Here is a 26,118-nt window from a genome sequence, read left to right as displayed (position 1 = left end):
ATCGCTCGCCGATGAGTTATCACGACGAACAAGAATCGATTGAAAGTCTGAAGGCGTGGTGGGCCCGCTGGGGCAACCTCACCACGTGGATCGTGCTCGCGGCGCTCGTCGTCGCGGCCGGTTTCAATGGCTGGAACTACTGGCAGCGCCGTCAGGCTGCCGAGGCGTCCGGGCTGTACGAACAGGTCCAGAAGGCTGCCGCCGCGAACGACAAGGCGACGATGGCTCGCGCGGCCGCCGACATGGAAGCCAAGTTCGGCAGCACGCCGTATGCACAGATGACGGCGCTCTCCGCAGCAAAGACGCTGTACGCGGCCGGTGACACGGCAGGTGCGAAGGCGCAGCTGCAATGGGCCGTCGATCACGCCAAGGATGACGAGTATAAGCAGATCGCGAAGCTGCGCCTCGCGTCGCTGCTGCTCGACGAGAAGGCGTACGACGCGGGCCTCGCGCTGCTGTCGGGTACGCCGGTCGATGCATTCAAGGGCCTCGTGGCCGATCGCCGCGGCGATCTGCTTGCCGCGCAAGGCAAGACCGACGACGCGCGCGCCGCATACAAGCTCGCGCTCGACGGCCTGTCGAAGGACGACCAGTCTGCCCGCCAGCTCGTGCAGTTCAAGCTGGACGCGCTCGGCGGCTGAACCCCGGTCCCCTCAACCTCTTAACTCTGCTTCGCTAACCGATGAATTTGCTGAAACGTTACGCTGTGCCCGTTGCCTGCGCGGCGGCTGTCCTCGCATTGGCGGCCTGCTCGTCGTCGAAGGACGCGCGCCGCGTGCCGACGCCGCTCACCGAGTTCAAGCCCGTGATGGACGTGCAACAGGTCTGGAAGGCGAGCGTCGGCAAGGGCGGGCGCTACCTGTTCTCGCCGGTGGCCGTGGGCGACGCCGTCTATGCGGCGGGCGAAAACGGTTCGGTCGAGAAGATCGACGCGAAGACGGGCCAGACGGTCTGGCGCGCGAAGGTCGGCTCCGACCTGTCGGCCGGTGTCGGCAGCGACGGCAACCTGACCGCGGTCGGCGCGCTGAAGGGCGGCGTGTTCGTACTGGGTCCGGACGGCAAGCAACTGTGGAAGACCAGCGTGCAGGGCGAGATCTTCTCGCCGCCGCTCGTCGGCAACGGCCTGGTGGTCGTCCGCACGATCGACGGCCAGGTGGTCGCGTTCAACGCGCAGACGGGCGAGCAGAAGTGGAACTACCGCAACCGTGCGGTGCCGCTGAACCTGCGTGTGTCGGCCGGCATGACGTTCGCCGGTGACGCGGCGGTGCTGGCGGGTTTCCCCGGCGGCGGGCTGGTCGCGATCAACCTGCAGACGGGCGAACCGTTCTGGCAGACGCCGGTGTCGTTCCCGAAGGGCGTGACCGAGGTCGAGCGCATCAACGACGTCAGCGGCCCGCCGACGCTCGTGGGTGCGGAAGCCTGCGCGGTGACGTTCCAGGGTCAGCTCGGCTGCTTCGATGCGAACTCGGGGCGCCCGCTGTGGGAAAAGCCGTTCTCGAGCCGCAGCGGCCTCGCGCAGGACGACTCGGTCGTTGCCGGCGGCGACGACTGGTCGGTCGTGACCGCGTACGATGCCGCTTCGGGCAACCAGCTCTGGCGCAACGACAAGCTGAAGAGCCGCGACGTCGGCGTGCCGTACCTGCTCGGGCACGCGGTCGTGATGGGCGATTACAAGGGTTTCGTGCACTTCCTGTCGCGCGAAGACGGCAGCTTCATCGCGCGGATGAAGACCGACGGCAGCGCGATCACGGCGGCGCCGGTCCTCGCGGGCAATACGCTCGTCGTGCAGACGAAGGACGGCGGCCTGTACGGATTCCGTCCGCGCTGACGCGCAGGAAACATGCGCGACCGCAGCGCGACGGGCTTGTCCCGCGCGCCGTGGTCGTGCGACTTGAAGGCGGCCGGTGCTCCCGGCCGCTCGGTATTTGAAAGGCAGTTCGAGACGAAAGACGACGGCGCGCATCGCGCGCCAGGCGCGCGCATTCGGCGCGGCGCGAATTCGTGATATTTTCATTCAGCGCAGCCGCCCGCAGCAGCGGGCCTCCCGCTGCTGCGCTTCACCGTAGAAAACACAGATGAAACCGGTCATTGCCCTCGTTGGGCGCCCCAATGTGGGGAAATCCACGCTGTTCAACCGGCTCACGCGTTCGCGTGATGCGCTGGTCGCCGACTTGCCCGGCCTGACGCGCGATCGCCATTACGGCGAAGGGCGCGTCGGCGAGCGGCCGTACCTGGTCGTCGATACGGGCGGCTTCGAGCCTGTCGCGAAGGACGGCATCCTGCACGAGATGGCGCGCCAGACGCGCCAGGCCGTCGAGGAAGCCGACGTCGTCGTGTTCATCGTCGACGGCCGCAACGGGCTTGCGCCGCAGGACAAGTCGATCGCCGACTACCTGCGCAAGACCGGCCGGCCGATCTTCCTGGTCGTCAACAAGGCCGAGGGGATGAAGTACACGGCGGTCGCGACCGACTTCTACGAGCTCGGGCTCGGCGATCCGCGCGCGATCTCGGCCGCGCACGGCGACGGCGTGACCGACATGATCAACGAGGCGCTGGAGGTCGCGTACGCGGACCGGCCGGCGGAAGAGGACGACAACGATCCTTCGCGCGGCATCAAGATCGCGATCGTCGGCCGCCCGAACGTCGGCAAATCGACGCTCGTCAACGCGCTGATCGGCGAGGATCGCGTGATCGCGTTCGACATGCCGGGCACGACGCGCGATTCGATCTACGTCGACTTCGAGCGTAACGGCAAGAAATACACGCTGATCGACACGGCCGGCCTGCGGCGCCGCGGCAAGGTGTTCGAGGCGATCGAGAAATTCTCGGTCGTGAAGACCCTGCAGTCGATCTCCGACGCGAACGTCGTCATTCTTTTGCTGGATGCGCAGCAGGACATTTCCGACCAGGACGCGCACATCGCCGGCTTCGTCGTCGAACAGGGTCGCGCGCTCGTGATCGGCGTCAACAAGTGGGACGGGCTCGACGAGCATGCGCGCGATCGGGCGAAAGCGGATTTGACCCGCAAGCTGAAATTCCTCGACTTCGCGAAATCGCACTTCATTTCCGCCACGAAGAAGACCGGCATCGGCACGCTGATGCGCTCGGTCGACGACGCGTACGCGGCGGCAATGGCGAAGCTGCCGACACCGAAGCTCACGCGCGCGCTGATCGAGGCAGTCGAGTTCCAGCAGCCGCGCCGTCGCGGCCCGGTGCGTCCAAAGCTGCGCTACGCGCACCAGGGCGGCCAGAATCCGCCGATCATCGTCATCCACGGCAACGCGCTCGACGCCGTGACGGAAACGTACAAGCGTTACCTGGAAAACCGGTTCCGCGAAACTTTCTCACTGACGGGGACTCCATTGCGCATAGAGTTCCGTTCGTCGAACAATCCGTACGCGGACAAGAGCTGAAGCACGCCTGTTACACGCGTTACACGAGGGGTAGGCCGCACGGCCTATGCCCCGGGTGGGCCAGGCAAAATCGGCTATAGTGTAGCGATTGGCGCCGGATCTCTTTTTCTTCGCCGCCAATCCAGATCAACCTGCAAAAAAAGATGGAGTACGCCATGAGCAACAAAGGGCAATTGTTACAAGACCCGTTTTTGAACGCACTGCGCAAAGAGCACGTTCCCGTTTCGATCTACCTCGTCAACGGCATCAAGCTTCAAGGGAACATTGAATCGTTCGACCAGTACGTCGTGTTGCTCCGTAATACGGTGACCCAGATGGTGTACAAGCACGCCATCTCGACGGTCGTGCCGGCGCGCCCGGTGAATTTCCACCCGGACGCGGAAGCCTCGTCCTAACCTATCGCAGCGGCCGGCATCCGGTCGCCGCGAGCGACCGATGCCAGCCGCCTTATCTTGACACCTGAAAATTTGATCAACGCAGCGCTCGTCGGCATCGATTTCGGCAAGACCGATTTCGAAGCCAGTCTCGAAGAACTCAGTCTTCTCGCCTCCAGTGCGGGGGCCCGTCCCGCCGTCACCCTCACGGGTCGTCGCTCCAGTCCCGATGCCAAGATGTTCATCGGCAGCGGCAAAGCCGAAGAACTCCGGCTCGCCTGCGACGCGCACAACGTCGAAATCGTCATCTTCAATCACGCATTGGCGCCGGCCCAGCAACGTAATCTGGAGCAGGCACTTAACAGGCGTGTGGTCGATCGCACCAGCCTCATCCTCGACATCTTCGCGCAGCGCGCCCGTAGCCACGAAGGCAAGCTGCAGGTCGAGCTCGCGCAGCTCCAGTACCTGTCGACGCGACTCATTCGCGCGTGGACCCACCTCGAACGGCAGAAGGGTGGTATCGGCCTGCGCGGCCCTGGCGAAACCCAGCTCGAAACCGACCGCCGGCTGATCGGCGAACGCATCAAGATGCTGAAGTCGCGGCTGGACCGGCTGCGCCGGCAACACAGCACGCAACGCCGGCAACGCGCGCGCAGCGGCACGATGTCGGTGTCGCTGGTCGGCTATACGAACGCGGGCAAGTCGACGCTGTTCAATGCGCTGACGAAAGCGCAGGCCTATGCGGCCGACCAGCTGTTCGCCACGCTCGACACGACGTCGCGGCGCGTGTACCTCGGCGATGAGGTCGGCCAGATCGTCGTGTCGGATACGGTCGGGTTCATCCGCGAGTTGCCTCACCAGCTGGTCGCCGCATTCCGCGCGACCCTCGAGGAAACGATTCACGCGGATCTGCTGTTGCACGTGGTCGATGCATCGAGCGCGGTCAGGCTCGAACAGATCGAGCAGGTCAACGGCGTGCTGCACGAGATCGGCGCGGACACGATCCGGCAGGTACTGGTGTTCAACAAGATCGACGCCGTGCCTGAGCTGGCGGCCCGCGGCGACGCGGTCGAGCGGGACGAGTATGGTAATATTTCGCGCGTCTTTTTGAGCGCGCGCACCGGTCAGGGTCTTGACGCGTTGCGTGCCGCCATCGCCGAAATCGCCTCCGCGGAACACCTTTCCAGCGCGACGTTACCCGACGGCGCGCTCGACGGCGCTCCCGCTGAACCACACGAAGACCACACGATTTCCGAACACGGGCGCTAACCGGTCCCGGCCGGTTCGCCGGCGTCTAATCTGGTGAACAAACTCTGGTGAACGAATACAACGAGCGGAGTACCTGGCGGCGGATGCGCGCCTTGCTGTCGATCAACGATCCCCGCTGGGGACGCGGCGAAGGCAATGGCAAAGACGGATCCCGTCCCCGTGCGAACGAATCGAAGCGTCCGCAAGGCGGCGACGGCGATGGTCCGCCCGATCTCGACGAGATGTGGCGCAACTTCAACCGGCGCCTGAACGGCCTTTTCGGCGGCAAGGGCGGCAACGGTTTTCGTCCTGACAACGGGCGGGCCGCGCGAGTCGGCGTAGGCATCGTGATCGGCGTGCTGGTCGCGGTCTACGCGGGCAGCGGGCTGTTCGTCGTGCAGGAAGGCCAGACAGGCGTCGTGCTGCAGCTCGGCAAGCTGTCGGGTACGGTCGGCCAGGGCGTGCACTGGCGCGCGCCGTATCCGTTCGCGTCGCACGAGATCGTCGACACGTCGCAGGTCCGCTCGATCGAGATCGGCCGCAACAACGTCGTGCGCCTCGCGAACGTGAAGGAAGCCGCGATGCTGACGCGCGATGCCGATATCGTCGACGTGCGCTTCATCGTCCAGTACCGGATCCGTTCCGCGACCGATTACCTGTTCCGCAGCGTCGACCCTGAGCGCAGCGTGTCGCAGGCCGCGCAGGCCGCGGTGCGTGCGATCGTCGGTACGCGCAGCGCGGCCGACGTGCTGAACCAGGACCGCGACGCGCTGCGCGAGCAGCTTTCCACCGCGATCCAGCGCGATCTCGATCGCTATCAGTCGGGACTCGAGGTGACGGCCGTCACGATGCAGAGCGTTGCGGCGCCCGAGCAGACGCAGGCCGCGTACGGCGAAGTCGCCAAGGCGCGCGACGAGCGCGAGGCAGCGAAGCGCGCCGCGCAGGCGTATGCAAACGACCTGCTGCCGAAGGCGCAGGGCGATGCCGCGAAGCTCGTCGACGAAGCAAAGGCGTATGCCGATCGCGTGGTCACGGAAGCCGAAGGCGATGCCGACCGCTTCAAGCAGGTCTATGCGCAGTACTCGAAGGCGCCTGCGGTGATCCGTGAGCGGATGTATCTCGAGACGATGCAGGAAATCTATTCGAACTCGACGAAGGTGTTCGTCGGCAACAAGGGCGGCAACAGCGTCGTTTACCTGCCGCTCGACAAGCTCGTCGAGCAGGGGCGACAAAACGCCGCGGCGTCCACGGGGGCATCCGCACCCGATGCGGCGTCGGCACCGGCGGCCGTCGCGCCGGCGGTAGCGGCGCCCGCGAGTGCGGCGTCGCCCGCGGCAGCGTCGGGCAACGACGTGCTGCGATCGCGCGAGGCGTTTCGCAGCCGGTCGCGCGAAGACGATCTGAAGTAACGGGGAGCGCAGAACATGAACCGAATCATTGCGCTCGTCGTCGCAATCGTGATCGTTGCCTTCGCGGCATCCTCGACAGTCCTTACCGTCGATCCGCGCCATGCGGCCGTGCTGTCGGGGCGCGACGGCGCGCAGCCTGAACTGGCCGGGCCCGGCATCCATTTCAAATTGCCGCCGCCGCTGCAGACGGCGACGCTGATCGACACGCGGCTGCAATCGCTCGAGTCGTCGGATCCGCTGCAAGTGGCGACGGAAGACAAGCACGACCTGCTCGTCGCCTATGCGGTGAAGTACCGGATCGGCGATCCGATGAAGTATTTCACGGCGACAGGGGGCGACCCGGCGGCCGCCAGCGAACGTCTGGCCGGCGCACTGAAGGGCGCACTCGTCGACGCGTTCGGCAAGCATGCGCTCGACGATGCGCTCGGCGGCCAGCGTGCGATCGCTGATGCGGCCCGCGACGAAGTGAAGGCAAAGGCGTCCGGTTTCGGCGTCGACGTGGTCGACGTCCAGCTGACGCGCGTCGACTTGCCCGCTGCGCAAACCGATGCCGTCTATCAGCGGATGATCGGCGCACTGCGCGATCAGGCCGCGCAGGTGCGTGCGCAAGGCGCGGCCGACGTCGAGCAGATCAAGGCCGACGCCGAACGCGATCAGCAGGCCGTGCTCGCGAACGCGTACAAGTCCGCGCAGACGATCAAGGGCGAGGGCGACGCGAAGGCCGCGACGATCGCCGCCGATGCGTTCGGCCGCGATCCGCAGTTCTATCAGTTCTACGCGAGCCTGCAGGCTTACCGGAACACGTTCAAGCGCAACGACATCATCGTCGTCGATCCCGACAGCGAGTTCTTCCGCTTCATGCGCAGCCCGACGGGCGGTGCCGCACCGGCGGCGGCTGCTCCCCGCAAACACTGACCTTGGGGCGCCGCGTCGAGCGGCGCCGTCGCTCGCATGGACCTGGCTGGCTCGTTGTTGCTCGCAGTAGCGCTGATGCTGATCATCGAGGGGGCGTTCCCCTTCGTGTTTCCCGTCGCCTGGCGCGACACGTTTCGTAGAATGGCTGAGCGGCCGCCGCATCATATCCGGATCGGCGGGCTGATCGTGATGGTGCTCGGGCTCATACTGCTGCTGCTCGCCACCTGATCCGGACGGCGCATCCGCCGTCCGTCCCGCCCGAATTCAGAATTTCCGATTCACATCGCGGCGCGCGTGGTCGCGCGCTGTTTCCCGTCGTAGGACCGTACCGATGTCGACCTGGTTACTTCCCGAGAATATCGCCGACGTGCTGCCGTCGGAAGCGCGCAAGATCGAGGAGCTGCGCCGCAGGCTGCTCGACCGCTTCCGTTCGTATGGCTACGAAATGGTGATGCCGCCGCTGCTCGAGTATCTCGAGTCGCTGCTGACGAGCGGCGGCGCCGACCTGCGCCTGCGCACCTTCAAGCTGGTCGACCAGCTGTCGGGCCGTACGCTCGGCCTGCGCGCGGACATCACGCCGCAGGTCGCGCGGATCGACGCGCACCTGTTGAACCGCCAGGGCGTGACGCGCCTCTGCTATGCGGGCCACGTGATGCATACGCGTCCGCGCGGCCTGCACGCGACGCGCGAGCAGATCCAGATCGGCGCCGAAATCTACGGGCATGCCGGGCTGGAAGCCGACCTCGAGATCCAGCAACTGATGCTCGATGCGCTGCATCTCGCAGGCCTGTCGCGCATCCGTCTCGACCTCGGCCACGCGGGCGTGCTCGCGGCGCTGCTGGCGCGCGACGCGCAGGCCGCGGAGCGTGGCGAGTCGCTGTACGACGCGCTGTCGGGCAAGGACGTGCCGCTGCTGAACGAGCTGACCGACGATCTCGGTGCCGATACGCGCGCCGCGCTGCGGGCGCTGCCGCACCTCTATGGCGATGCGAGCGTGCTCGCCGAGGCGCGGACGCGGTTGCCGGTGCTGCCCGAAATCACGCGGGCGCTCGACGATCTGGCGCAACTCGCGGCGCAGGCGAAGGGTGCCGAAGTGGCGATCGATCTGGGCGACCTGCGCGGCTACGCGTATCACAGCGGCGCGATGTTCAGCGCCTACATCGACGGCGTGCCGAACGCGATCGCGCGCGGCGGCCGCTACGACCACGTCGGCCAGGCGTATGGTCGTGCGCGTCCGGCCACCGGCTTCTCGCTCGACCTGCGCGAGCTCGCCCGGATTTCCCCGGTCGAGGCTCGCGGTACCGCGATTCTCGCGCCGTGGGCGCAGGACGATGCGCTGAGCGCGGCCGTTGCGGCGCTGCGCGATGCGGGCGAGGTCGTGATCCAGGCGCTGCCGGGCCACGATCATGTGCTCGACGAGTTCGCCTGCGACCGTTCGCTCGTCGAGCGCGGCGGCGCATGGGTGGTCGAACCCCGATAAACAGGCGTTCGCGGGACGTGCTTCGGCGTGCATATCGTTGAAGCGAAACGGAAAAATTCGGAATCGCCCGCGAACATAGGTAGAATACGTTTTTAACCAGCTAACGAATCAACATGTCTGCCAGCGCAGTGAACGTGACTCCCGGGCGCAATGTCGTCGTCGTGGGAACGCAATGGGGTGATGAAGGCAAGGGCAAGATCGTCGACTGGCTGACGGACCACGCTAAGGGCGTCGTGCGTTTCCAGGGCGGTCACAACGCCGGCCACACCCTCATCATCGGCGGCAAGAAAACGATCTTGCGCCTCATTCCGTCGGGCATCATGCGTGAAGGCGTCGCCTGCTACATCGGCAACGGCGTCGTCCTGTCCCCGGAAGCACTGTTCAAGGAAATCGGCGAGCTGGAAGAGGCCGGCGTGAACGTGCGCGACCGCCTGTTCATTTCCGAAGCGACGACGCTGATCCTGCCGTACCACATCGCGATCGACCAGGCGCGCGAAGCGCGCAAGGGCGCGGGCAAGATCGGCACGACGGGCCGTGGCATCGGCCCCGCGTACGAAGACAAGGTCGGCCGCCGCGCGCTGCGCGTGCAGGACCTGTTCGACGCGAAGACCTTCGCCGACCGCCTGCGCGAAAACCTCGATTTCCACAACTTCGTACTGACCCAGTACCTGGGCGGCGCGGCCGTCGATTTCCAGGCGACGCTCGACACGATGCTCGGTTATGCCGACCGCCTGAAGCCGATGGTGGCCGACGTGTCGCGCCGCCTGTACGACGCGAACAATGCGGGTCAGAACCTGCTGTTCGAAGGCGCACAAGGCACGCTGCTCGACATCGATCACGGTACCTATCCGTTCGTCACGTCGAGCAACTGCGTCGCGGGTGCGGCGTCGGCCGGCGCGGGCGTGGGCCCGCAGAAGCTCAACTACATCCTCGGTATCACGAAGGCGTATTGCACGCGCGTCGGCTCGGGCCCGTTCCCGAGCGAACTGTACGATGCGGACAACCCGCAGCGTCAGGACCAGGTCGGCGTCACGCTCGCGAACGTCGGCAAGGAATTCGGTTCGGTCACCGGCCGTCCGCGCCGCACGGGCTGGCTCGACGCGGCCGCGCTGCGCCGCTCGATCCAGATCAACGGCGTGTCGGGCCTGTGCATGACGAAGCTCGACGTGCTCGACGGCCTCGACGAAGTCAAGCTGTGCGTCGGCTACAAGATCGACGGCAAGGATGCGGACATCCTGCCGCGCGGTGCCGCCGACGTGGCCCGTTGCGAGCCCGTATACGAAACGTTTGCCGGCTGGAAGGAAAGCACGGTCGGCATCAAGACGTGGGACGCGCTGCCGGCAAACGCCCAGGCTTACCTGACCCGCGTTCAGGAAGTGGCCGGTGTGCCGGTCGACATGGTATCGACGGGCCCGGACCGCGACGAAACGATCCTGCTCCGCCATCCGTTCAAGGTGTAACCCCAGATGACGCAGCAAATCACGATGACGGCGGCAGACTTGATGACCGATCCGCGCAACGACGACAAGAACCTGTGGGTAGGCTGGGACGAATATCACCGTCTCATCGAGCTGCTCGCGCTCCAGGTGCATGCATCGGGCTGGAAGTTCGACCAGATCCTGTGCCTCGCGCGCGGCGGTCTGCGCGTCGGCGATCAACTGTCGCGCATCTACGACGTGCCGCTCGCGATCCTCGCGACGAGTTCGTACCGGGAAGCGGCCGGCACGGAGCAGGGCGAGCTCGACATCGCGCAGTACATCACGATGACGCGCGGCAACCTGGCGGGCAACGTGCTGCTGGTCGACGATCTCGTGGATTCGGGCGTCACGCTTGCGCGCGTGCAGGAGCACCTGAAGGAGCGCTACCCGTCCGTGACGGCCGTGCGTTCTGCCGTGCTCTGGTACAAGGGTTGCTCGAAGGTCAAGCCCGACTATCACACGCAGTATCTGCCGACGAATCCGTGGATTCATCAGCCGTTCGAGGAGTGGGACACGGTTCGCCCGCACAACCTCGAGGCGTGGATCAAGCGCGGTCGCGCCCAGCGCGACGGTTCGGGCGCGTAAGCGGCCGGCCAATCGAAGGAAAGCCTTGTACGGCGCCGCTTGCGGCGCCGTTTTTCATTGGGGCGCCATGCACGCCGGCGGCGCGCGGGCCGCGGATCCGGTAGGCAGACGGCGCTGCCCCGGCTATGATTGGCAGCCCTGCCACAGCTTGCGCCGGATTGCATGCATGGCGTGGCTCACGTGGTTCCATGGCAACAGAGCAGGGCGGCGTTTCAAGGGGGCGCGAGTAGAATAGCGCTCGTTTTGTCCGACCCGGACCCGATTATTACGCTTCATATGAACGACACGATCCACGCGACCGACGCAGCACACGCGCCGCATTCGACGCAGCAACACTCGATGCGGGCGCTAGCGATAGCAGCCATCGGCGTCGTGTTCGGCGACATCGGCACCAGCCCGCTGTATTCGCTCAAGGAGGCGTTCAGCCCCGCACACGGCATTCCGCTCACCGAAGGGTCGATCCTCGGCGTGATCTCGCTGCTGTTCTGGGCAATCATCCTGGTGGTCGGCATCAAGTACCTGCTGTTCGTGATGCGGGCGGACAACAACGGCGAAGGCGGCGTGCTCGCGCTGATGGCGCTGTCGTTGCGGCCGCTCGACTCGAAGACCCGCGTCGCGGGCGCGCTGATGGCGCTCGGGATATTCGGCGCATGCATGTTCTACGGGGACGCGGTGATCACGCCGGCGATCTCGGTGATGTCGGCGGTCGAAGGTCTCGAGATCGCGACGCCGCACCTGTCCCATCTCGTGATGCCGATCACGATCGTGATCCTGATCGCGCTGTTCTGGATCCAGCGCCACGGTACCGCGCTGGTCGGCAAGCTGTTCGGCCCGATCATGGTGCTGTGGTTCGTTGTGATTGCCGCGCTCGGCGTGTACCACATCGTGCGCGTGCCGGGCATCATGGCGGCCATCAACCCGTATTACGCCGCGTCGTTCATGTCGGAGCATGTGCTGCAGGCCTATGTCGTGCTCGGCTCGGTCGTGCTGGTGCTGACCGGTGCGGAAGCGCTTTACGCGGACATGGGCCACTTCGGCGCGAAACCGATCCGCATCGCCGCGTACGGGCTCGTGATGCCGTCGCTCGTGCTGAACTACTTCGGCCAAGGCGCGCTGCTGATCCAGAACCCGAAGGCGATCGAGAACCCGTTCTTCCTGCTGGCACCCGAATGGGGGCTGCTGCCGCTCGTCGTGCTGTCGACGGTCGCGACCGTGATCGCGTCGCAGGCGGTGATCTCGGGCGCGTATTCGCTGACGTCGCAGGCCATCCAGCTCGGCTACGTGCCGCGCATGAAAGTGCTGCATACGTCGGAACTGGCGATCGGCCAGATCTACGTGCCGGTCGTGAACTGGCTGCTGCTGTTCGTGATCCTCTGCATCGTCATCGGCTTCAAGAGCTCGGACAACCTCGCGGCCGCGTACGGCATCGCGGTGACGGCGACGATGGTGATCACGACCGTGCTCGCCGCAGTCGTGATGGTGAAGGTATGGAACTGGAACCGGCTGCTGGTCGGCGCGATCATCGCCGTGTTCCTCGCGGTCGACCTCGGCTTTTTCGGCGCGAACCTGCTGAAGGTTGCGCAGGGCGGCTGGCTGCCGCTCGGCATCGGCGCGTTGCTGTTCTTCCTGCTGATGACCTGGTACAAGGGGCGTCACATCGTCAAGGAGCGCACGGCCGCCGACGGTATTCCGCTCGAGCCGTTCCTGCAGGGCCTGCTCGCACATCCGCCGCATCGTGTGTCGGGCACCGCGATCTACCTGACCGGCAACGACAAGCTCGTGCCCGTCAGCCTGCTGCACAACCTGAAACACAACAAGGTGCTGCATGAGCGAACCATTTTCCTCACGTTCGTGACGCGCGATTTTCCCTACGTGCGCGACGACAAGCGCCAGACCGCGCGTGATGCGGGCGGCGGGCTGTACATCGTGAAGGCCGAGTACGGCTTCAACGAGACGCCCGACGTGAAGGCCGTGCTCGAGGAATTCGGCCGCACGCACGACATGACGTTCGAACTGATGGACACGTCGTTCTTCCTCGCGCGCGAAACGGTCGTGCCGACGCATCTGCCCGGGATGTCGATCTGGCGTGAGCGCGTGTTCGCATGGATGCACCAGAACGCGGCGAAGCCGACCGACTTCTTCTCGATTCCGGCGAACCGCGTGGTCGAGCTCGGCACGAAGATCGAGATCTGACCGGGTGCGGCGCGCGGGTCGTTCAGCCGCGCGCCGCCGAGTCCGCCGACCAGGCAATCAGGCCGCGATCGTCCGCATCGCTGGCCGCGGCCGCAGCCGTATAGCGCTGCGTATCCCGCGCAACCCAATCCAGATAACCGCGTATCCAGTATCGGCAGCCGTCGACAAGGCCGCGCACGCGCGTGTCGGCATGCTGGGCGAGTGCATCGGCGCAGAGGACGAATGCGCTGATCTCGGCGCGCACACGCTCGGCCGTGTAGTCGACGCTGGCCTGCAGCGTATGGCCGCGGGAAGCCTGGATCATCACCATGTTCCGGAACTGCCCGGGCTGGCACGCTTCGACGCCAACGCTCTGGATGTCGTTGCTCCAGCAGACGATATGGTTCGCGTGCCGGAACAGTGTCTGGATTTCCGGCCGATGGAACGTATCGGGCGGGACGGCACCGGCATTGGCCGCGTCCGCCAGCGCGAGGCAAGGATTCATCCCGCTCGTGTGACGCCGGATCGTTTCGTATTGCTGCACTGCGATCGGCTCGGCCCTCAGGTGGCCGATAATCTGCAGTCCGGCCGTGGTGGCCCACAGGCGCATGCCTTGTGCGAAGCGCGCGAAATGTTCGGCCGACAGGCGTGCGCGCAGGCGCTGGCACACATCGAGCCATGCTCGCTCGCCATATATGGGCTGGGGGCCGGTACATTCGTAGTCGAGCACATCGATCATCGCGGTCAGATTGCGCAACGTATCGGGGCCGACCGGCTCGACGCGATCGACGAACAGGTCGTCGACGAGAAAGAACCACACGAAATAATCGGCGAGCGCCTGCAGCAGGGAAGGATCGGCGTTCGGGTAACAGCGCGCGGCGAGCCAGCCGTATCGGGTGCGTACGACGCGTTCCCGGTAGGCGTCGCTGATGAGCAGGCCGTATGCGTTGGCCCACTCGAGCATGCGCGATTCGATTCGCTCGACGTGCGGCGAACAGGCGCCGGCCCACGGCACGTCGAAAACGGGCGCGCGCAATGCGGCCAGTTCGGTTTTCAGATGATCGTCTGTCATGGTTCCCCGATCCATTTTCGCGAATCCGTCCCGGTTCGCCGGTCAGGCGAATACCGGATGCAATGCGTCGCGAATCGACTGCAAAAAAGCGAGACCGAAATACGGGAGGCAGGATATTCACCGGGCATGCGAGCGCCGCGGAGAACGCTGTCGCTGAACGGCAAGATCGCTGCCCAATACAGAAGCATCAAAATACGGCCGTTCGAAAACTTATTTTATGTGTCGCTTGTGAAGCGTCAAGAAAACGCATGTCGCAATGCGGATTGTTTAATTTGCCGATTAAACGCAGGGGAATGGCGATGGAAACGCGCATATTCGGTTTTCATCCCGGATATCGGAAATGCAAACGACGACTCAATAAAAAAACCCGCCGGGAGGCGGGTTTTTTTGTGCGGCGACGCCTTTTTTGCGTGCTCAGCGCTTCAGCTTCGCGAACGCCGCGGCCATTGCGCCGGCCGGTTCCGGCTCGCGCGAACGCTGCGGGCGGGCGGCGCCGCGCCCCGCGTTGCCGCGGTCCTGGCTGCTGCGCGACGACATGCCGGGCGCTGCTGCCTCGTCGTCGAGGCGCATCGTCAGCGCAATCCGCTGGCGTTTCACGTCGACGTCGAGCACCTTCACCTTGACGACCTGGCCGGCCTTCACGACTTCGTGCGGGTCCTTGATGAACTTCGTCGACATCGCGGACACATGGACGAGCCCGTCCTGGTGCACGCCGATATCCACGAACGCGCCGAACGCGGCGACGTTCGTCACGACGCCTTCGAGCGTCATGCCCGGCACGAGATCCGACACCTTCTCGACGCCTTCGCGGAACGTGGCCGTCTTGAATTCCGGACGCGGATCGCGGCCCGGCTTCTCCAGTTCGGCCAGGATGTCGCGCACGGTCGGCAGGCCGAAACGTTCGTCAACAAATTCCGTCGGGGACAGGCCCGACAACGCTTCGCGGTCGCCGAGCACGTCGTCGATGCGCTTGCTGATCTTCGCGAGCATCCGCTCGACGACCGGATACGCTTCCGGGTGCACCGACGAGCGGTCGAGCGGATTCTCGCCGCCGTTGATCCGCAGGAAGCCGGCGGCCTGTTCGAAGGTCTTGTCGCCGAGGCGCGGAACCTTGCGCAGGTGCTCGCGCGACGGGAACGGGCCGTTTGCGTCGCGGTAGTCGACGATGTTGCGCGCGAGCGTCGCGTTCAGGCCCGACACGCGCGCCAGCAGCGCGGCCGACGCGGTGTTCGCGTCGACGCCGACCGCGTTCACGCAATCCTCGACGACCGCGTCGAGCGAGCGGGCCAGTTCGCGCTGGTTTACGTCGTGCTGGTACTGGCCGACGCCGATCGCCTTCGGCTCGATCTTCACGAGCTCGGCGAGCGGGTCCTGCAGGCGGCGCGCGATCGATACGGCGCCGCGCAGCGACACGTCCATGTCGGGGAATTCCTTCGCCGCGAGTTCGGACGCCGAGTAGACCGACGCGCCGGCTTCCGACACGACGATTTTCTGCAGGCGCAGCTCCGGATGTTTTGCGATCAGTTCGCTCGCGAGCTTGTCGGTTTCGCGCGATGCGGTGCCGTTGCCGATGCTGATCAGCTCGGCCTGCGTCTGCGCGGCGAGGCGCGCGAGTTTTGCGATCGAGCCGTCCCAGTCGCGGCGCGGCTCGTGCGGGTAGATCGTGTCGGTCGCGAGCACCTTGCCGGTGCGGTCGACGACCGCGACCTTCACGCCCGTGCGCAGGCCGGGGTCGAGACCGATCACGGCCTTCGGGCCGGCCGGCGCGGCCAGCAGCAGGTCGTTCAGGTTGCGCGCGAACACGCGGATCGCTTCGGTTTCGGCCGTTTCGCGCAGCTGCGTGAGGAGTTCGTTCTCGATGTGCGGCTGCACCTTCACGCGCCAGCACCAGCGGCATACGTCGGACAGCCATTTGTCGGCCGGGCGGTTCTGGTTCGCGATGCCGAAATGGCGCGCGATCATCGCCTCGCCGGGATGCGGCACCTGGGCGTCGAGCTCTTCGCCGAGGCCGAGCTTGATCGTCAGCACACCCGCGTTGCGGCCGCGGAACAGTGCGAGGGCGCGGTGTGACGGCACGGTCCTGATCGTTTCCGCGTAGTCGTAATAGTCGCGGAATTTCTCGCCTTCCTCGTTTTCCTTGCCCTCGACGACGGCCGACGACACGACGCCCTGGCTGTGCAGGTAGTCGCGCAGCTTGCCGAGCAGCTCGGCCGTTTCGCCGAACTGTTCGGACAGGATGTCGCGCGCGCCGTCGAGCGCGGCCTTCACGTCGGCAACGCCCTTGTCGGCGTCGACGTACGCGGCCGCCTCGGCCTGCGGGTCGAGCAGCGGGTTCGCGAGCAGGGCCTGTGCGAGCGGCTCGAGGCCGGCCTCGCGGGCGATCTGAGCACGCGTGCGGCGCTTCGGCTTGTACGGCAGATAAAGGTCTTCGAGCACCTGCTTGCTGTCGGCCGCGTCGATCGCGGCGCGCAGCTCGTCGGTCAGCTTGCCCTGTTCGTCGATGCTCGACAGGATCGCCGCGCGGCGGTCCTCGAGCTCGCGCAGATACAGGAGGCGCTCCTCGAGCTGGCGCAACTGCGTGTCGTCCAGGTTGCCGGTCACTTCCTTGCGGTACCGGGCAATGAACGGAACGGTCGAGCCTTCGTCGAGGAGTTGCACGGCCGCCGCGACCTGGCGCGGCTGGACGGACAGTTCGGTGGCGATGCGCTGTACGATCTTGAGTGCTACGGTTTCCGTCATGTCGTGGATGATCTGCCTGCTGAAATCGCGGCGCGGGCCGGCAGGCCCGAAGCGGCGGGCTGCGTGGCGGGCCCGACGGGCCAGATGCCGCGGGTGAGTGAAGCGGGGCATTTTGCCATAAATGGCGGAGCGTCCAGCCGGGGGTGATAGAATTTGACACATGTCCCGCAGCTTTCCTACGACGTTGCCAACTTCCCGAATTTCTCTCGTCGCGCTCGGCGCAGCGCTCGCCGCGGCTTTGTCTGCCGGGCCTTCCGGCGCATTCGCGCAGGCCTCGGACGCCGCCGTGTCCGCGCCCGTTGCCGCCTCCGCCGCACCGGATTTCGACGCCCGTCAAAAAGTGCTCAATCAACGCTCCGCGGAAAACGATTATCGTTATGCGGTGGCCGAGCACGATTGCTACAGCAAGTTCTTCGTCAATCACTGTCTCGGCAAGGCGCGTGACCAGATGCGCGACGAGCGGGCGAGCATCCGCCAGGAGCAGCTCGCGCTCAACGACGAGCAGCGGGCGGTGCGCGCGCAGCAGCGCGACCAGCAGCAGGCGCTGAAGCAGGCGCAGGACGCGGCGGAAGCGCCGCAGCGCGCGGCGAACGACGCGGCAAACGCCGCTGCATTCCGCGACAAGCAGGAGCAGAATGCGCTGAAGCAGGCGCAGCGCGGCGCGGAAGGGCCGCAGCGCGCGGCGAACAAGCAGGCGTACGACCAGAAGCAGGGCGACTTCCAGCGCAAGCTCGACCAGGCGCACCAGCAGGCCGCGCAGAAGGCGCAGGAGCGGGCGGACAACGCGGCGCGCTACGAGCAGAAGCAGAAGGAAGCCGAGCAGCACAAGGCCGATGTCGAGCGGCGTCAGAAGGAAGCGACCGAAAAGGCGCAGCAGAAGCAACAGCAGGGGCAGTAACGTGTTGGATTGATCCGGAATCAGTCTCGTGCGCGCTGGCACGCCAGCCGGCGCGCTGCTTCGATGAGGAGGCAACTATGCAAAACCGTCACACGGAACAGCAGCAGGAATTGCACAACCGTTTGGCTGCATTGCAGGAGCAGCACCAGCAGCTCGCTCGGGAGATCGAGCTGAAGGAAGGACACTCCGACATCGACGACATCACGCTGCACCGGCTGAAGAAGGAAAAGCTGGCGGCCAAGGACAAAATCATTTTGCTGCAATCGCAGCTGGAACCGGATAAGCGCGCCTGAGCGCGGCCTGGCAAGCGCCGGCGCCGCCCGGGCGCTGGACACAGGAACGCTTGCCTTGAATTCACCGCTTGAAGCCACCCCCGATGCCCGGCGCGACGAGTCGTCCGCCGGGCGCGCTCGTGCGCCCGAAGGCACCTTTGAACTGAGCCGCAAGCGCGTCGACGAACTCGACACGATTTTCGGTGAGGGCGGATTGCTCGCGCGCGCGCTCGACGGCTATCGGCCGCGTACCTCGCAGATCGAGATGGCGCGCGCCGTCGCGTCCGCGATGGAGGCGTCCGCTCGCCGGATGCCCGAGCCCGAGATCTTCGAAACCCGCAAGCGGCCGGCGCGTCGCCTCGGCGACGGCGACAAGGCGGCCGAGCCGGGCGCGGACGCCGCCGCAGCCGAGCCCGACAGCGATGCCGGGGACAACACGCTGATCGTCGAGGCCGGCACGGGGACGGGCAAGACCTATGCGTACCTCGTGCCCGCGATGCTGTGGGGCGGCAAGGTGATCGTGTCGACCGGCACGAAACACCTGCAGGACCAGCTGTTCCAGCGCGACATCCCGACCGTGCGCAACGCGCTGGCGGTGCCGGTGTCGGTCGCGATGCTCAAGGGGCGTGCGAACTACCTGTGTCACTACTACCTGCAACGCACGGCCGACAACGGCCGGCTGCCGTCGCGGCAGGATACGGCCTACCTTCAGGAAATCGTCCGTTTCGCGAAGATCACGAAGAGCGGCGACAAGGCCGAGCTCGCGAGCGTGCCGGAAACGGCGCCCGTCTGGTCGATGGTCACGTCGACGCGCGACAACTGCCTTGGCCAGGAATGCCCGCATTACAAGGAATGCTTCGTGATGCAGGCACGGCGCGAGGCGCAGCAGGCCGACGTCGTCGTCGTCAACCACCACCTGTTCTTTGCGGACATCATGCTGCGCGACACGGGGATGGCCGAGCTGCTGCCGAACGCGAACACGGTCATCTTCGACGAAGCGCACCAGTTGCCGGAAACGGCGACGCTGTTCTTCGGCGAGACGCTGTCGACGACGCAGATTCTCGAACTCGCACGCGACACGGTAGCTGAAGGCCTGAGCCATGCACGCGACGCGGTCGAATGGGTGAAGCTCGGCGGCGATCTCGAGCGCGCGGCGCGCGACTTGCGCCTGGCGTTCGCGAACGACCAGATCGTCCGGATGTCGCTCGCCCAGCTCGGCGACGATCACCCGATGTTCGGCGCGCTCGACGCGCTCGAGGCCGCGCTCGACGCGCTTGCGTCGGCGCTTGCCAGCCAGGCCGAACGGGCGGAATCGCTCGGCGCGTGCCTGCGGCGCGCACGCGAACTGCAGGACCTGCTGGCCGGCTGGGTCGCGCCCGGCGCGACGGAGGCGGCTGCGAAGGCCGACGCGGCGGCGGCCGGCGACAAGGCGGCATCCGACGGTGATCCGAACGAGAAGGTGCGCTGGGTCGAAGTGTTCGCGCACACGGTCCAGCTGCACGAAACGCCGCTGTCGGTCGCGCCGATCTTTGCCAAGCAGCGCGCGGGTGTGCCGCGTGCATGGGTGTTTACGTCGGCCACGCTGTCGGTGCGCGGCGATTTCACGCACTACGCGGCGCAGATGGGCCTCAGCTCGCGTCGCTCGATGACGCTCGCGAGCCCGTTCGACTACCAGTCGCAAGGGCTGCTGTACGTGCCGCGCAACCTGCCGCAACCGTCTTCGCCGGCGTTTACCGATGCCGTCTTCGACGCCGCGCTGCCGGCGATCGAGGCGTCCGGTGGCGGCGTGTTCATGCTGTGCACGACGCTGCGCGCGGTCGACCGGATCGCGTCGAAGCTGCGCGACGTGATCGAATCGCGCGGCTGGAACACGCCGCTGCTCGTGCAGGGCGATGCGAGCCGTACCGAACTGCTCGACCGTTTCCGTGCATACGGCAATGCGATCCTGGTCGGCAGCCAGAGTTTCTGGGAGGGCGTCGACGTGCGCGGCGATGCGCTGTCGCTCGTCGTGATCGACAAGCTGCCGTTCGCGCCGCCGGACGATCCGGTGCTCGCCGCGCGCCTCGATGCGCTGACGAAGAAGGGGCTGAGCCCGTTCGCCGTGCACCAGTTGCCGCAGGCCGTGATCACGCTGAAGCAGGGCGCGGGCCGGCTGATTCGCGCGGAGACGGATCGCGGCGTGCTGATGATCTGCGACACGCGGCTCGTCGACAAGCCCTACGGGCGCCGGATCTGGCAGAGCCTGCCGCCGTTCAAGCGGACTCGCGAGATCGCGGTCGTCCAGGACTTCTTCGACGAGCACCGTTCCGCAAAGCGCACGTGACGGCGCGCGCGGCGCTCGTCGCGCGCTCGCACCGACGCTGCCTGAGCGCGGCGCCAATAAAAAACCCGGCTCGATGGCCGGGTTTTTTGTTCGTGCAGCGGGCGCTGCATGGTGCTTTCGTCAGAACTGCCACCACGATTTCTTCGCGCCGGGGCGCGAGTGGCCCGTGACGTACGGGCTGTCGGGGAACGTGCCTGCGAGCACGCGCTTCGTGTCCTCGGCGAGTTGCGGCTGGTTCAGCTTGCCGTACGACAGGATCATGATGTGCAGCGCGTCCTCGATCGCCGGGGCGCCCTTGTAGTCCTTGATCGCGAGCTGCGCACGGTTGATGGCCGCGACGTAGGCGCCACGCCGGTAGTAGTAGTCGGCCGCGTGCACTTCGTGCGACGCGAGCGCGTTGACGATGTAGCGCATCCGTGCGGCGGCGTCGGGCGCGTACTTGCTCTTCGGGAAGCGGTCGACGACGACCTTGAACGCATCGTACGATTCACGCAGTGCCTGCGGATCGCGCTCGCTCATGTCCTGGCCGGAGAACCGGCCGAACAGGCCGAGATCGTCATTGAAGTGGATCATCCCCTTCAGGTAATACGCGTACGGGATATCCGGATGATCCGGGTGGAGCTGGATGAAGCGATCGACGGCCTGGTCGGCGGCGGCCGCTTCGTTGTCCTTCCAGTTGCAGTACGCAACGTTGATCTGCGCCTGTTGTGCGAAGTGGCCGAACGGATCGCGACCTTGCAGCGATTCGAAATATTTCGCGCACTTGCCCCAGTCGCCGCCGGACAGTGCGTCCTGGGCCTCTGAGTATAATTTGTTGTTCGACCAGGTAGCCGTCTCGTCCTGCTTCTGCGGCAAGCCGTGGCAGCCGGCGATGAGGGCCGCGGCCGCTACCGCCGCAGCCCGGGCGGCGACGGTTCTGGCCGTGCGTTTGGTCGAATTCATCATGCTCGCATGTCCTAGCTTCAAGTCTCGGTGACCCAGTCTAAATGACCCGTTCAAGTTCGCAGAATGCCCAGCCGGGCACACCAAATCGCGAAGATTATAGCCCAAGCGATCGGCCCGCCGACGCTGCGTCGGGGGATTCCCTCGATGACGATCTGGCCGGCGACGCCATGCAGGCGCCCGTCGTGCCGTCCGCGGCGGCCGACGACGCGCCGCGCGTCGTCGAAGTGCCGCTGTCGCTCGCGGGTGAGCGCCTCGACAAGGCGCTCGCCCAACTGTTCCCTGAATTCTCGCGTAGCCGCTTGCAGAGCTGGATCGAGGCGCAGCGCGTGCTCGTCGACGGCGCGCCGGCGAAGATTCGCCAGCCGGTGCCGCTCGGCGCCAGGATCGAGCTCGTGCCCGACCTGCTCCCCGAGCAGCTCGCCTTTACGCCGGAACCGGTGCCGCTCGACGTGATCTACGAGGACGACGCGCTCGTCGTCATCAACAAGCCGGCCGGCCTCGTCGTGCATCCGGCCGCCGGCAACTGGAGCGGCACGATCCTCAACGGGCTGCTGCATCGCTATGGCGACGCGGCGGCCGGCCTGCCGCGCGCGGGGATCGTCCACCGGCTCGACAAGGAGACATCGGGCCTGATGGTGGTGGCGCGTACGCTGGCCGCGCAGACGGATCTCGTGCGCCAGTTGCAGGCCCGCACGGTGAAGCGCCGCTATTTCGCGCTCGTGTGGGGCACGATGCCCGAGGAAGGCACGATCGATGCGCCGATCGGCCGCGATCCGCGCGAACGCACGCGCATGGCCGTCGTCACCGGCGCATCGGGCAAGCCCGCGCGCACGCATTTCCGCACGGTTGACACATGCCTGTGGCAACGTCAGCCGGTTTCGGCAATCCAGTGCGATCTCGAGACCGGCCGCACGCACCAGATCCGCGTGCACTGCGCGCATGCCGGGCACCCGCTGCTCGGCGACCCCGTGTACGGGCGCGCGCGCGGCAAGCGCTCGGTCGCGCCGTTGCCGGACGGTTTCGCGCGGCAGGCGCTGCATGCATGGCGGCTCGGTCTCGTGCACCCGGTCACGGGCAAGGCGATGCAGTGGCGCTGCCCGCTGCCGGACGACATGAACGCCCTCGTCGCGGCGCTCGGCTTCGGGCAGGGCGACGAGGAATTCGACGACGATGACGGTGTCTACGACGATGACGATTTCGGCGGCGAGTATCACGACGATGAGCCGTACCTGGACGATGAGGAGGAGTGAGTGCCGATGACGAACCTGGCGCCGTTGACGTGGCAGGACTGCGTACAGCCCGACTGGCAGGTGTCGCCGCGCGTGCGCGCGCTGATCACGACGCGCGACGGCGGGGTGAGCGAAGGCCCGTACGGGCGCTGGCAGGGCGCGGAAGCTCTGCCGGGCGGGATGAATCTCGGCCTGCATACCGGTGACGATCCGGCTCGTGTCGCCGCGAATCGCGCGCGCCTGCTCGCGCTGGCTGGCCAGTCGAGCGCCGCGTGGCTCGAGCAGGTTCACGGCGCGCAGATCGTGCGCGCGGACGAGGTGATCGCGGCGGCAGACGCGGCGACAAACGCAGGGGTCGCGCCGGTGCAGGCCGACGCGAGTGTCACCGACCGTGCCGGCGCCGTCTGCGTCGTGATGGTCGCGGATTGCCTGCCGGTGCTGCTGTGCGACACGCAGGGCCGCGCCGTCGGTGCCGCGCATGCGGGCTGGCGCGGGCTGGCGGCCGGCATCGTCGAACAGACGGCGGCGCGGGTCGCGGCACTCGCGGGCGGTGCGACGGACGCGCTTCATGCTTACCTCGGGCCGGCGATCGGCCCGCGGGCGTTCGAGGTCGGCGCCGACGTGCGTGACGCGTTTCTCGACACGGCCCCGCAGTCGGAGCATGATGAAACCCGGCTTGCGTTCGTCGCGATCGATGGCGCGCCCGGCAAGTTCCTGGCCGATCTCTACGCGCTCGCGCGCTTGCGTCTTGCCCGTGCGGGCGTGGCGCACGTGAGCGGCGGGACGGCCTGCACGGTCACCGAGCAGGCGCGCTTCTATTCGTACCGGCGCGATCGCGTGACGGGCCGCATGGCGGGGGCGATCTGGCTGGCGGATTGACGGGATGCGCATGGGCGCGGAATTTGTCGCGCTGCAAAATCGGGTTATCTCGATTTTGCGGCGGCCATGCCGCGTTACGTGCGCGGCTGAATGAAAAATGCGAAGTCAAGTCAATCAAAATGTTTTATGTTTCGCCGGAACCCTTGTCCCGCCTGTTGCGCGAGGATTATCTCCGTGCGGAATTGTTCAGCGGTTTGATATGGCGCTTCACATGGGGAAAACGATAATGATAAAAATACCGCACTGCGGCAGAATCTGGAGACGCCTCTCCAGAGCATGACGGCCCGGCTCGCAGCCGGCACGCCGCGCGCGAGCAGGATTTCACGATAGACGCTCACGAATCACCGGTAAGGCAGGTAATGACAGCATCGAAAAAATCGTCGACGTCCGCTGAAGCGGGCACTTCCTCGGGCAGCATTGGTTTCGATCCGGCCGCCCAGCCGATGCAGCAGATGTTCGAGTCGTGGTTGAACGCGTGGCGCGGTTTTGCGGATCCGGCACGTGCCGCGACTGCGTCGGCCACCGTGAATCCGTTCGCGACATTCCAGTTTCCGACCTCGTTTCCGTTCCAGGTGCCGTCGATGCCCGATTTCGGCGCGCTGGCGTCGCCGTTCGCCGGGCTGAAGCTGCCGGCCGCCGCGATTCCCCCCGAGCGGCTTCAGGCGTTGCAGGCCGACTACGCGCGCGATTGCATGGCGCTGATGCAGCAGGCCGCCGCCGCGAAGCTCGAGTCGCCCGAACTGAAGGACCGCCGCTTCAGCGGCGATGCATGGAAGGCGTCGCCGGCGCATGCGTTCGCGGCGGCCTGGTATCTGCTCAACGCGCGCTATCTGCAGGAGCTGGCCGACGCGCTTCAGACCGATCCGAAGACGCGCGAGCGCATTCGTTTCACGGTCCAGCAGTGGACGGCCGCCGCCGCGCCGAGCAACTTCCTCGCACTCAATCCCGACGCACAGAAATCGATTCTCGAGACGCAGGGCGAAAGCCTGCGGCAGGGGATGATGAACCTGCTCGGCGACCTGCAGCGCGGCAAGATTTCGCAGACCGACGAATCGCAGTTCGTGGTCGGCAAGAACCTCGGGTGTACTGAAGGTGCGGTCGTCTACGAGAACGACCTGATCCAGCTGATCCAGTACACGCCGAAGACGGACAAGGTGTTCGAGCGGCCGCTCCTGATCGTCCCGCCGTGCATCAACAAGTTCTACATCCTCGACCTGCAGCCCGAGAATTCGCTCGTCGCGCATGCGCTGTCGAACGGCCATCAGGTGTTCCTCGTGTCGTGGCGCAACGCGGACGCATCGGTCGCGCACAAGACGTGGGACGACTACATGAACGAAGGGCTGCTCGCGGCGATCGACGCCGTGCAGCAGGTGAGCGGCCGCGAGCAGATCAACACGCTCGGCTTCTGCGTCGGCGGCACGATGCTCGCGACTGCGCTCGCGGTGCTCGCCGCGCGCGGCGAACATCCGGTCGCGTCGATGACGCTGCTCACCGCGATGCTCGACTTCAGCGACACCGGCATCCTCGACGTGTTCGTCGACGAGGCGCACGTGCAGATGCGCGAGCAGACCATCGGCGGCAAGAACGGCACGCAGCCGGGGCTGATGCGCGGCGTCGAGTTCGCGAACACGTTCTCGTTCCTGCGGCCGAACGACCTCGTGTGGAACTACGTCGTCGACAACTACCTGAAGGGCCGCACGCCGGCGCCGTTCGACCTGCTGTACTGGAACGGCGATTCGACGAGCCTGCCGGGCCCGATGTACGCGTGGTACCTGCGCAATACCTATCTCGAGAACAAGTTGCGCGAGTCGGGCGCGTTGACCGTCTGCGGCGAATCGGTCGACCTGACGCTGATCGACGTGCCGACCTTCATCTACGGCTCGCGCGAGGATCACATCGTGCCGTGGCAGACGGCCTATGCGTCGACGTCGATCCTGTCGGGCCCGCTGAAGTTCGTGCTCGGCGCGTCGGGGCACATCGCGGGCGTGATCAATCCGCCGGCGAAGAAGAAGCGCAGCTACTGGATCAACGACAGCGACCTGCCCGAATCGGCGGACGACTGGTTTGCCGGTGCGACCGAGCATCCGGGAAGCTGGTGGACGACCTGGGTCGAGTGGCTCGACCAGTACGGCGGCCGCAAGGTGGCGCCGCCTGCCCAGCCCGGTTCCGCACAGTTCCCGGTGATCGAGCCGGCGCCGGGCCGGTACGTATTGCAGCGCGATTGACGAAAGACGGACAGCGGCGCACGCTGTCCGGTGCACCGCAGTTTTTTTAACAGGGCCGGTAGCGATGCGCCGTGTCGTGCGGGCCTGGAGGAAAGGGAAATGACGGACGTAGTGATCGTATCGGCCGCGCGGACCGCGGTCGGCAAATTCGGCGGTTCGCTTGCGAAGATTGCGGCGCCCGAACTGGGCGCGACGGTGATCCGCGCGGTGCTGGAGCGCGCGGGCGTGAAACCCGAGCAGGTGAGCGAAGTGATCATGGGCCAGGTGCTGACGGCCGGCTCGGGCCAGAACCCGGCGCGGCAGTCGCTGATCAAGGCCGGGCTGCCGACGGCAGTGCCGGGGATGACGATCAACAAGGTGTGCGGCTCGGGCCTGAAGGCCGTGATGCTGGCGGCGAACGCGATCGTCGCGGGCGACGCGGACATCGTGATCGCGGGTGGCCAGGAGAACATGAGCGCGTCG

At 66.2% G+C, this 26,118-nt stretch carries 22 protein-coding genes; 19 read left to right on the top strand and 3 right to left on the bottom strand.

Annotated elements, in window-relative coordinates:
• Positions 1-11 precede the first annotated feature (11 nt).
• From VK92_RS05675 to VK92_RS05620, 12 genes are all read left to right on the top strand, one after another.
• Positions 12-641, top strand: a complete 630-nt coding sequence (locus VK92_RS05675; protein WP_021163115.1) for a tetratricopeptide repeat protein — start codon at positions 12-14, stop codon at positions 639-641.
• Between the two features lie 41 nt (positions 642-682).
• On the top strand, positions 683-1,828 hold the full coding sequence (gene bamB, locus VK92_RS05670) for an outer membrane protein assembly factor BamB (RefSeq protein WP_042977620.1): 1,146 nt from the start codon (positions 683-685) through the stop codon (positions 1,826-1,828).
• A gap of 247 nt (positions 1,829-2,075) precedes the next feature.
• Positions 2,076-3,413 (top strand): ribosome biogenesis GTPase Der, encoded by a 1,338-nt coding sequence (gene der / locus VK92_RS05665; protein WP_027787239.1) that lies wholly within the window; start codon positions 2,076-2,078, stop codon positions 3,411-3,413.
• Between the two features lie 155 nt (positions 3,414-3,568).
• Positions 3,569-3,808 (top strand): RNA chaperone Hfq, encoded by a 240-nt coding sequence (hfq, locus tag VK92_RS05660; RefSeq protein ID WP_006399927.1) that lies wholly within the window; start codon positions 3,569-3,571, stop codon positions 3,806-3,808.
• A 72-nt stretch (positions 3,809-3,880) separates the two neighbouring features.
• A complete protein-coding gene (hflX, locus tag VK92_RS05655) occupies positions 3,881-5,056 on the top strand; it encodes a GTPase HflX (protein ID WP_175829770.1) in 1,176 nt (391 codons plus the stop codon).
• Between the two features lie 47 nt (positions 5,057-5,103).
• The gene (gene hflK / locus VK92_RS05650) at positions 5,104-6,444 is read left to right on the top strand and encodes an FtsH protease activity modulator HflK (RefSeq protein WP_048021105.1); all 1,341 of its coding nucleotides are present in this window, start codon (positions 5,104-5,106) and stop codon (positions 6,442-6,444) included.
• 15 nt (positions 6,445-6,459) lie between these two features.
• Positions 6,460-7,359 (top strand): protease modulator HflC, encoded by a 900-nt coding sequence (hflC, locus tag VK92_RS05645; RefSeq protein WP_021163121.1) that lies wholly within the window; start codon positions 6,460-6,462, stop codon positions 7,357-7,359.
• A gap of 36 nt (positions 7,360-7,395) precedes the next feature.
• Positions 7,396-7,587: a DUF2065 domain-containing protein gene (locus VK92_RS05640; protein ID WP_048021107.1), complete on the top strand. Its 192-nt coding sequence runs from the start codon at positions 7,396-7,398 to the stop codon at positions 7,585-7,587.
• Between the two features lie 103 nt (positions 7,588-7,690).
• The gene (locus VK92_RS05635) at positions 7,691-8,839 is read left to right on the top strand and encodes an ATP phosphoribosyltransferase regulatory subunit (protein WP_021163122.1); all 1,149 of its coding nucleotides are present in this window, start codon (positions 7,691-7,693) and stop codon (positions 8,837-8,839) included.
• A 113-nt stretch (positions 8,840-8,952) separates the two neighbouring features.
• Positions 8,953-10,299, top strand: coding sequence for an adenylosuccinate synthase (locus tag VK92_RS05630; protein WP_048021109.1), 1,347 nt, complete (start codon positions 8,953-8,955; stop codon positions 10,297-10,299).
• A 6-nt stretch (positions 10,300-10,305) separates the two neighbouring features.
• Entirely contained in the window at positions 10,306-10,902 is a 597-nt protein-coding gene (locus VK92_RS05625) for a phosphoribosyltransferase (RefSeq protein WP_021163124.1), read from the top strand.
• Between the two features lie 276 nt (positions 10,903-11,178).
• Positions 11,179-13,095, top strand: a complete 1,917-nt coding sequence (locus VK92_RS05620) for a potassium transporter Kup (RefSeq protein ID WP_021163125.1) — start codon at positions 11,179-11,181, stop codon at positions 13,093-13,095.
• A gap of 22 nt (positions 13,096-13,117) precedes the next feature.
• Here the strand turns inward: VK92_RS05620 and VK92_RS05615 are convergent, their stop codons facing one another.
• Positions 13,118-14,146: a terpene synthase family protein gene (locus VK92_RS05615; RefSeq protein ID WP_048021111.1), complete on the bottom strand. Its 1,029-nt coding sequence runs from the start codon at positions 14,144-14,146 to the stop codon at positions 13,118-13,120.
• Between the two features lie 414 nt (positions 14,147-14,560).
• On the bottom strand, positions 14,561-16,885 hold the full coding sequence (locus VK92_RS05610; RefSeq protein ID WP_048021113.1) for a Tex family protein: 2,325 nt from the start codon (positions 16,883-16,885) through the stop codon (positions 14,561-14,563).
• A gap of 160 nt (positions 16,886-17,045) precedes the next feature.
• Between VK92_RS05610 and VK92_RS05605 the strand changes: the two genes are divergently transcribed.
• From VK92_RS05605 to VK92_RS05595, 3 genes are all read left to right on the top strand, one after another.
• The gene (locus VK92_RS05605) at positions 17,046-17,783 is read left to right on the top strand and encodes a hypothetical protein (RefSeq protein ID WP_048021115.1); all 738 of its coding nucleotides are present in this window, start codon (positions 17,046-17,048) and stop codon (positions 17,781-17,783) included.
• Between the two features lie 77 nt (positions 17,784-17,860).
• Positions 17,861-18,076, top strand: a complete 216-nt coding sequence (locus tag VK92_RS05600) for a YdcH family protein (RefSeq protein WP_006478692.1) — start codon at positions 17,861-17,863, stop codon at positions 18,074-18,076.
• A gap of 55 nt (positions 18,077-18,131) precedes the next feature.
• Positions 18,132-20,378 carry an ATP-dependent DNA helicase gene (locus VK92_RS05595; protein WP_021163130.1) on the top strand — a complete coding sequence of 749 codons (2,247 nt, stop codon included), beginning with the start codon at positions 18,132-18,134 and terminating at the stop codon, positions 20,376-20,378.
• Positions 20,379-20,498: 120 nt separating this feature from the next.
• Here the strand turns inward: VK92_RS05595 and VK92_RS05590 are convergent, their stop codons facing one another.
• Positions 20,499-21,323, bottom strand: coding sequence for an outer membrane protein assembly factor BamD (locus VK92_RS05590; protein ID WP_021163132.1), 825 nt, complete (start codon positions 21,321-21,323; stop codon positions 20,499-20,501).
• A 41-nt stretch (positions 21,324-21,364) separates the two neighbouring features.
• Between VK92_RS05590 and VK92_RS05585 the strand changes: the two genes are divergently transcribed.
• From VK92_RS05585 to VK92_RS05570, 4 genes are all read left to right on the top strand, one after another.
• A complete protein-coding gene (locus tag VK92_RS05585; protein WP_042977625.1) occupies positions 21,365-22,573 on the top strand; it encodes an RluA family pseudouridine synthase in 1,209 nt (402 codons plus the stop codon).
• Between the two features lie 6 nt (positions 22,574-22,579).
• The gene (gene pgeF / locus VK92_RS05580; protein WP_048021148.1) at positions 22,580-23,431 is read left to right on the top strand and encodes a peptidoglycan editing factor PgeF; all 852 of its coding nucleotides are present in this window, start codon (positions 22,580-22,582) and stop codon (positions 23,429-23,431) included.
• Positions 23,432-23,790: 359 nt separating this feature from the next.
• Positions 23,791-25,656 carry a PHA/PHB synthase family protein gene (locus tag VK92_RS05575; RefSeq protein WP_048021117.1) on the top strand — a complete coding sequence of 622 codons (1,866 nt, stop codon included), beginning with the start codon at positions 23,791-23,793 and terminating at the stop codon, positions 25,654-25,656.
• 99 nt (positions 25,657-25,755) lie between these two features.
• On the top strand, positions 25,756-26,118 hold a 363-nt coding region (locus VK92_RS05570), incomplete at its 3' end, for a beta-ketoacyl synthase N-terminal-like domain-containing protein (protein ID WP_048028489.1).

The sequence above is a fragment of the Burkholderia sp. LK4 genome (assembly GCF_001043615.1).
Classification (GTDB): domain Bacteria; phylum Pseudomonadota; class Gammaproteobacteria; order Burkholderiales; family Burkholderiaceae; genus Burkholderia; species Burkholderia cepacia.
This window is presented reverse-complemented; position numbering and strand designations above follow the sequence as displayed.

Bases quoted from the DNA above. Each gene is read 5' to 3' on its own strand.
- VK92_RS05590 (WP_021163132.1), bottom strand. From the start codon at position 21,323: ATGATGAATTCGACCAAACGCACGGCCAGAACCGTCGCCGCCCGGGCT.
- pgeF (WP_048021148.1), top strand. From the start codon at position 22,580: ATGACGAACCTGGCGCCGTTGACGTGGCAGGACTGCGTACAGCCCGAC.
- VK92_RS05605 (WP_048021115.1), top strand. From the start codon at position 17,046: ATGTCCCGCAGCTTTCCTACGACGTTGCCAACTTCCCGAATTTCTCTC.
- VK92_RS05600 (WP_006478692.1), top strand. From the start codon at position 17,861: ATGCAAAACCGTCACACGGAACAGCAGCAGGAATTGCACAACCGTTTG.
- VK92_RS05640 (WP_048021107.1), top strand. From the start codon at position 7,396: ATGGACCTGGCTGGCTCGTTGTTGCTCGCAGTAGCGCTGATGCTGATC.
- hfq (WP_006399927.1), top strand. From the start codon at position 3,569: ATGAGCAACAAAGGGCAATTGTTACAAGACCCGTTTTTGAACGCACTG.
- der (WP_027787239.1), top strand. From the start codon at position 2,076: ATGAAACCGGTCATTGCCCTCGTTGGGCGCCCCAATGTGGGGAAATCC.
- VK92_RS05625 (WP_021163124.1), top strand. From the start codon at position 10,306: ATGACGCAGCAAATCACGATGACGGCGGCAGACTTGATGACCGATCCG.
- VK92_RS05635 (WP_021163122.1), top strand. From the start codon at position 7,691: ATGTCGACCTGGTTACTTCCCGAGAATATCGCCGACGTGCTGCCGTCG.
- VK92_RS05675 (WP_021163115.1), top strand. From the start codon at position 12: ATGAGTTATCACGACGAACAAGAATCGATTGAAAGTCTGAAGGCGTGG.
- VK92_RS05575 (WP_048021117.1), top strand. From the start codon at position 23,791: ATGACAGCATCGAAAAAATCGTCGACGTCCGCTGAAGCGGGCACTTCC.
- VK92_RS05585 (WP_042977625.1), top strand. From the start codon at position 21,365: ATGACCCGTTCAAGTTCGCAGAATGCCCAGCCGGGCACACCAAATCGC.
- VK92_RS05610 (WP_048021113.1), bottom strand. From the start codon at position 16,885: ATGACGGAAACCGTAGCACTCAAGATCGTACAGCGCATCGCCACCGAA.
- hflC (WP_021163121.1), top strand. From the start codon at position 6,460: ATGAACCGAATCATTGCGCTCGTCGTCGCAATCGTGATCGTTGCCTTC.
- VK92_RS05630 (WP_048021109.1), top strand. From the start codon at position 8,953: ATGTCTGCCAGCGCAGTGAACGTGACTCCCGGGCGCAATGTCGTCGTC.
- VK92_RS05620 (WP_021163125.1), top strand. From the start codon at position 11,179: ATGAACGACACGATCCACGCGACCGACGCAGCACACGCGCCGCATTCG.
- bamB (WP_042977620.1), top strand. From the start codon at position 683: ATGAATTTGCTGAAACGTTACGCTGTGCCCGTTGCCTGCGCGGCGGCT.
- VK92_RS05615 (WP_048021111.1), bottom strand. From the start codon at position 14,146: ATGACAGACGATCATCTGAAAACCGAACTGGCCGCATTGCGCGCGCCC.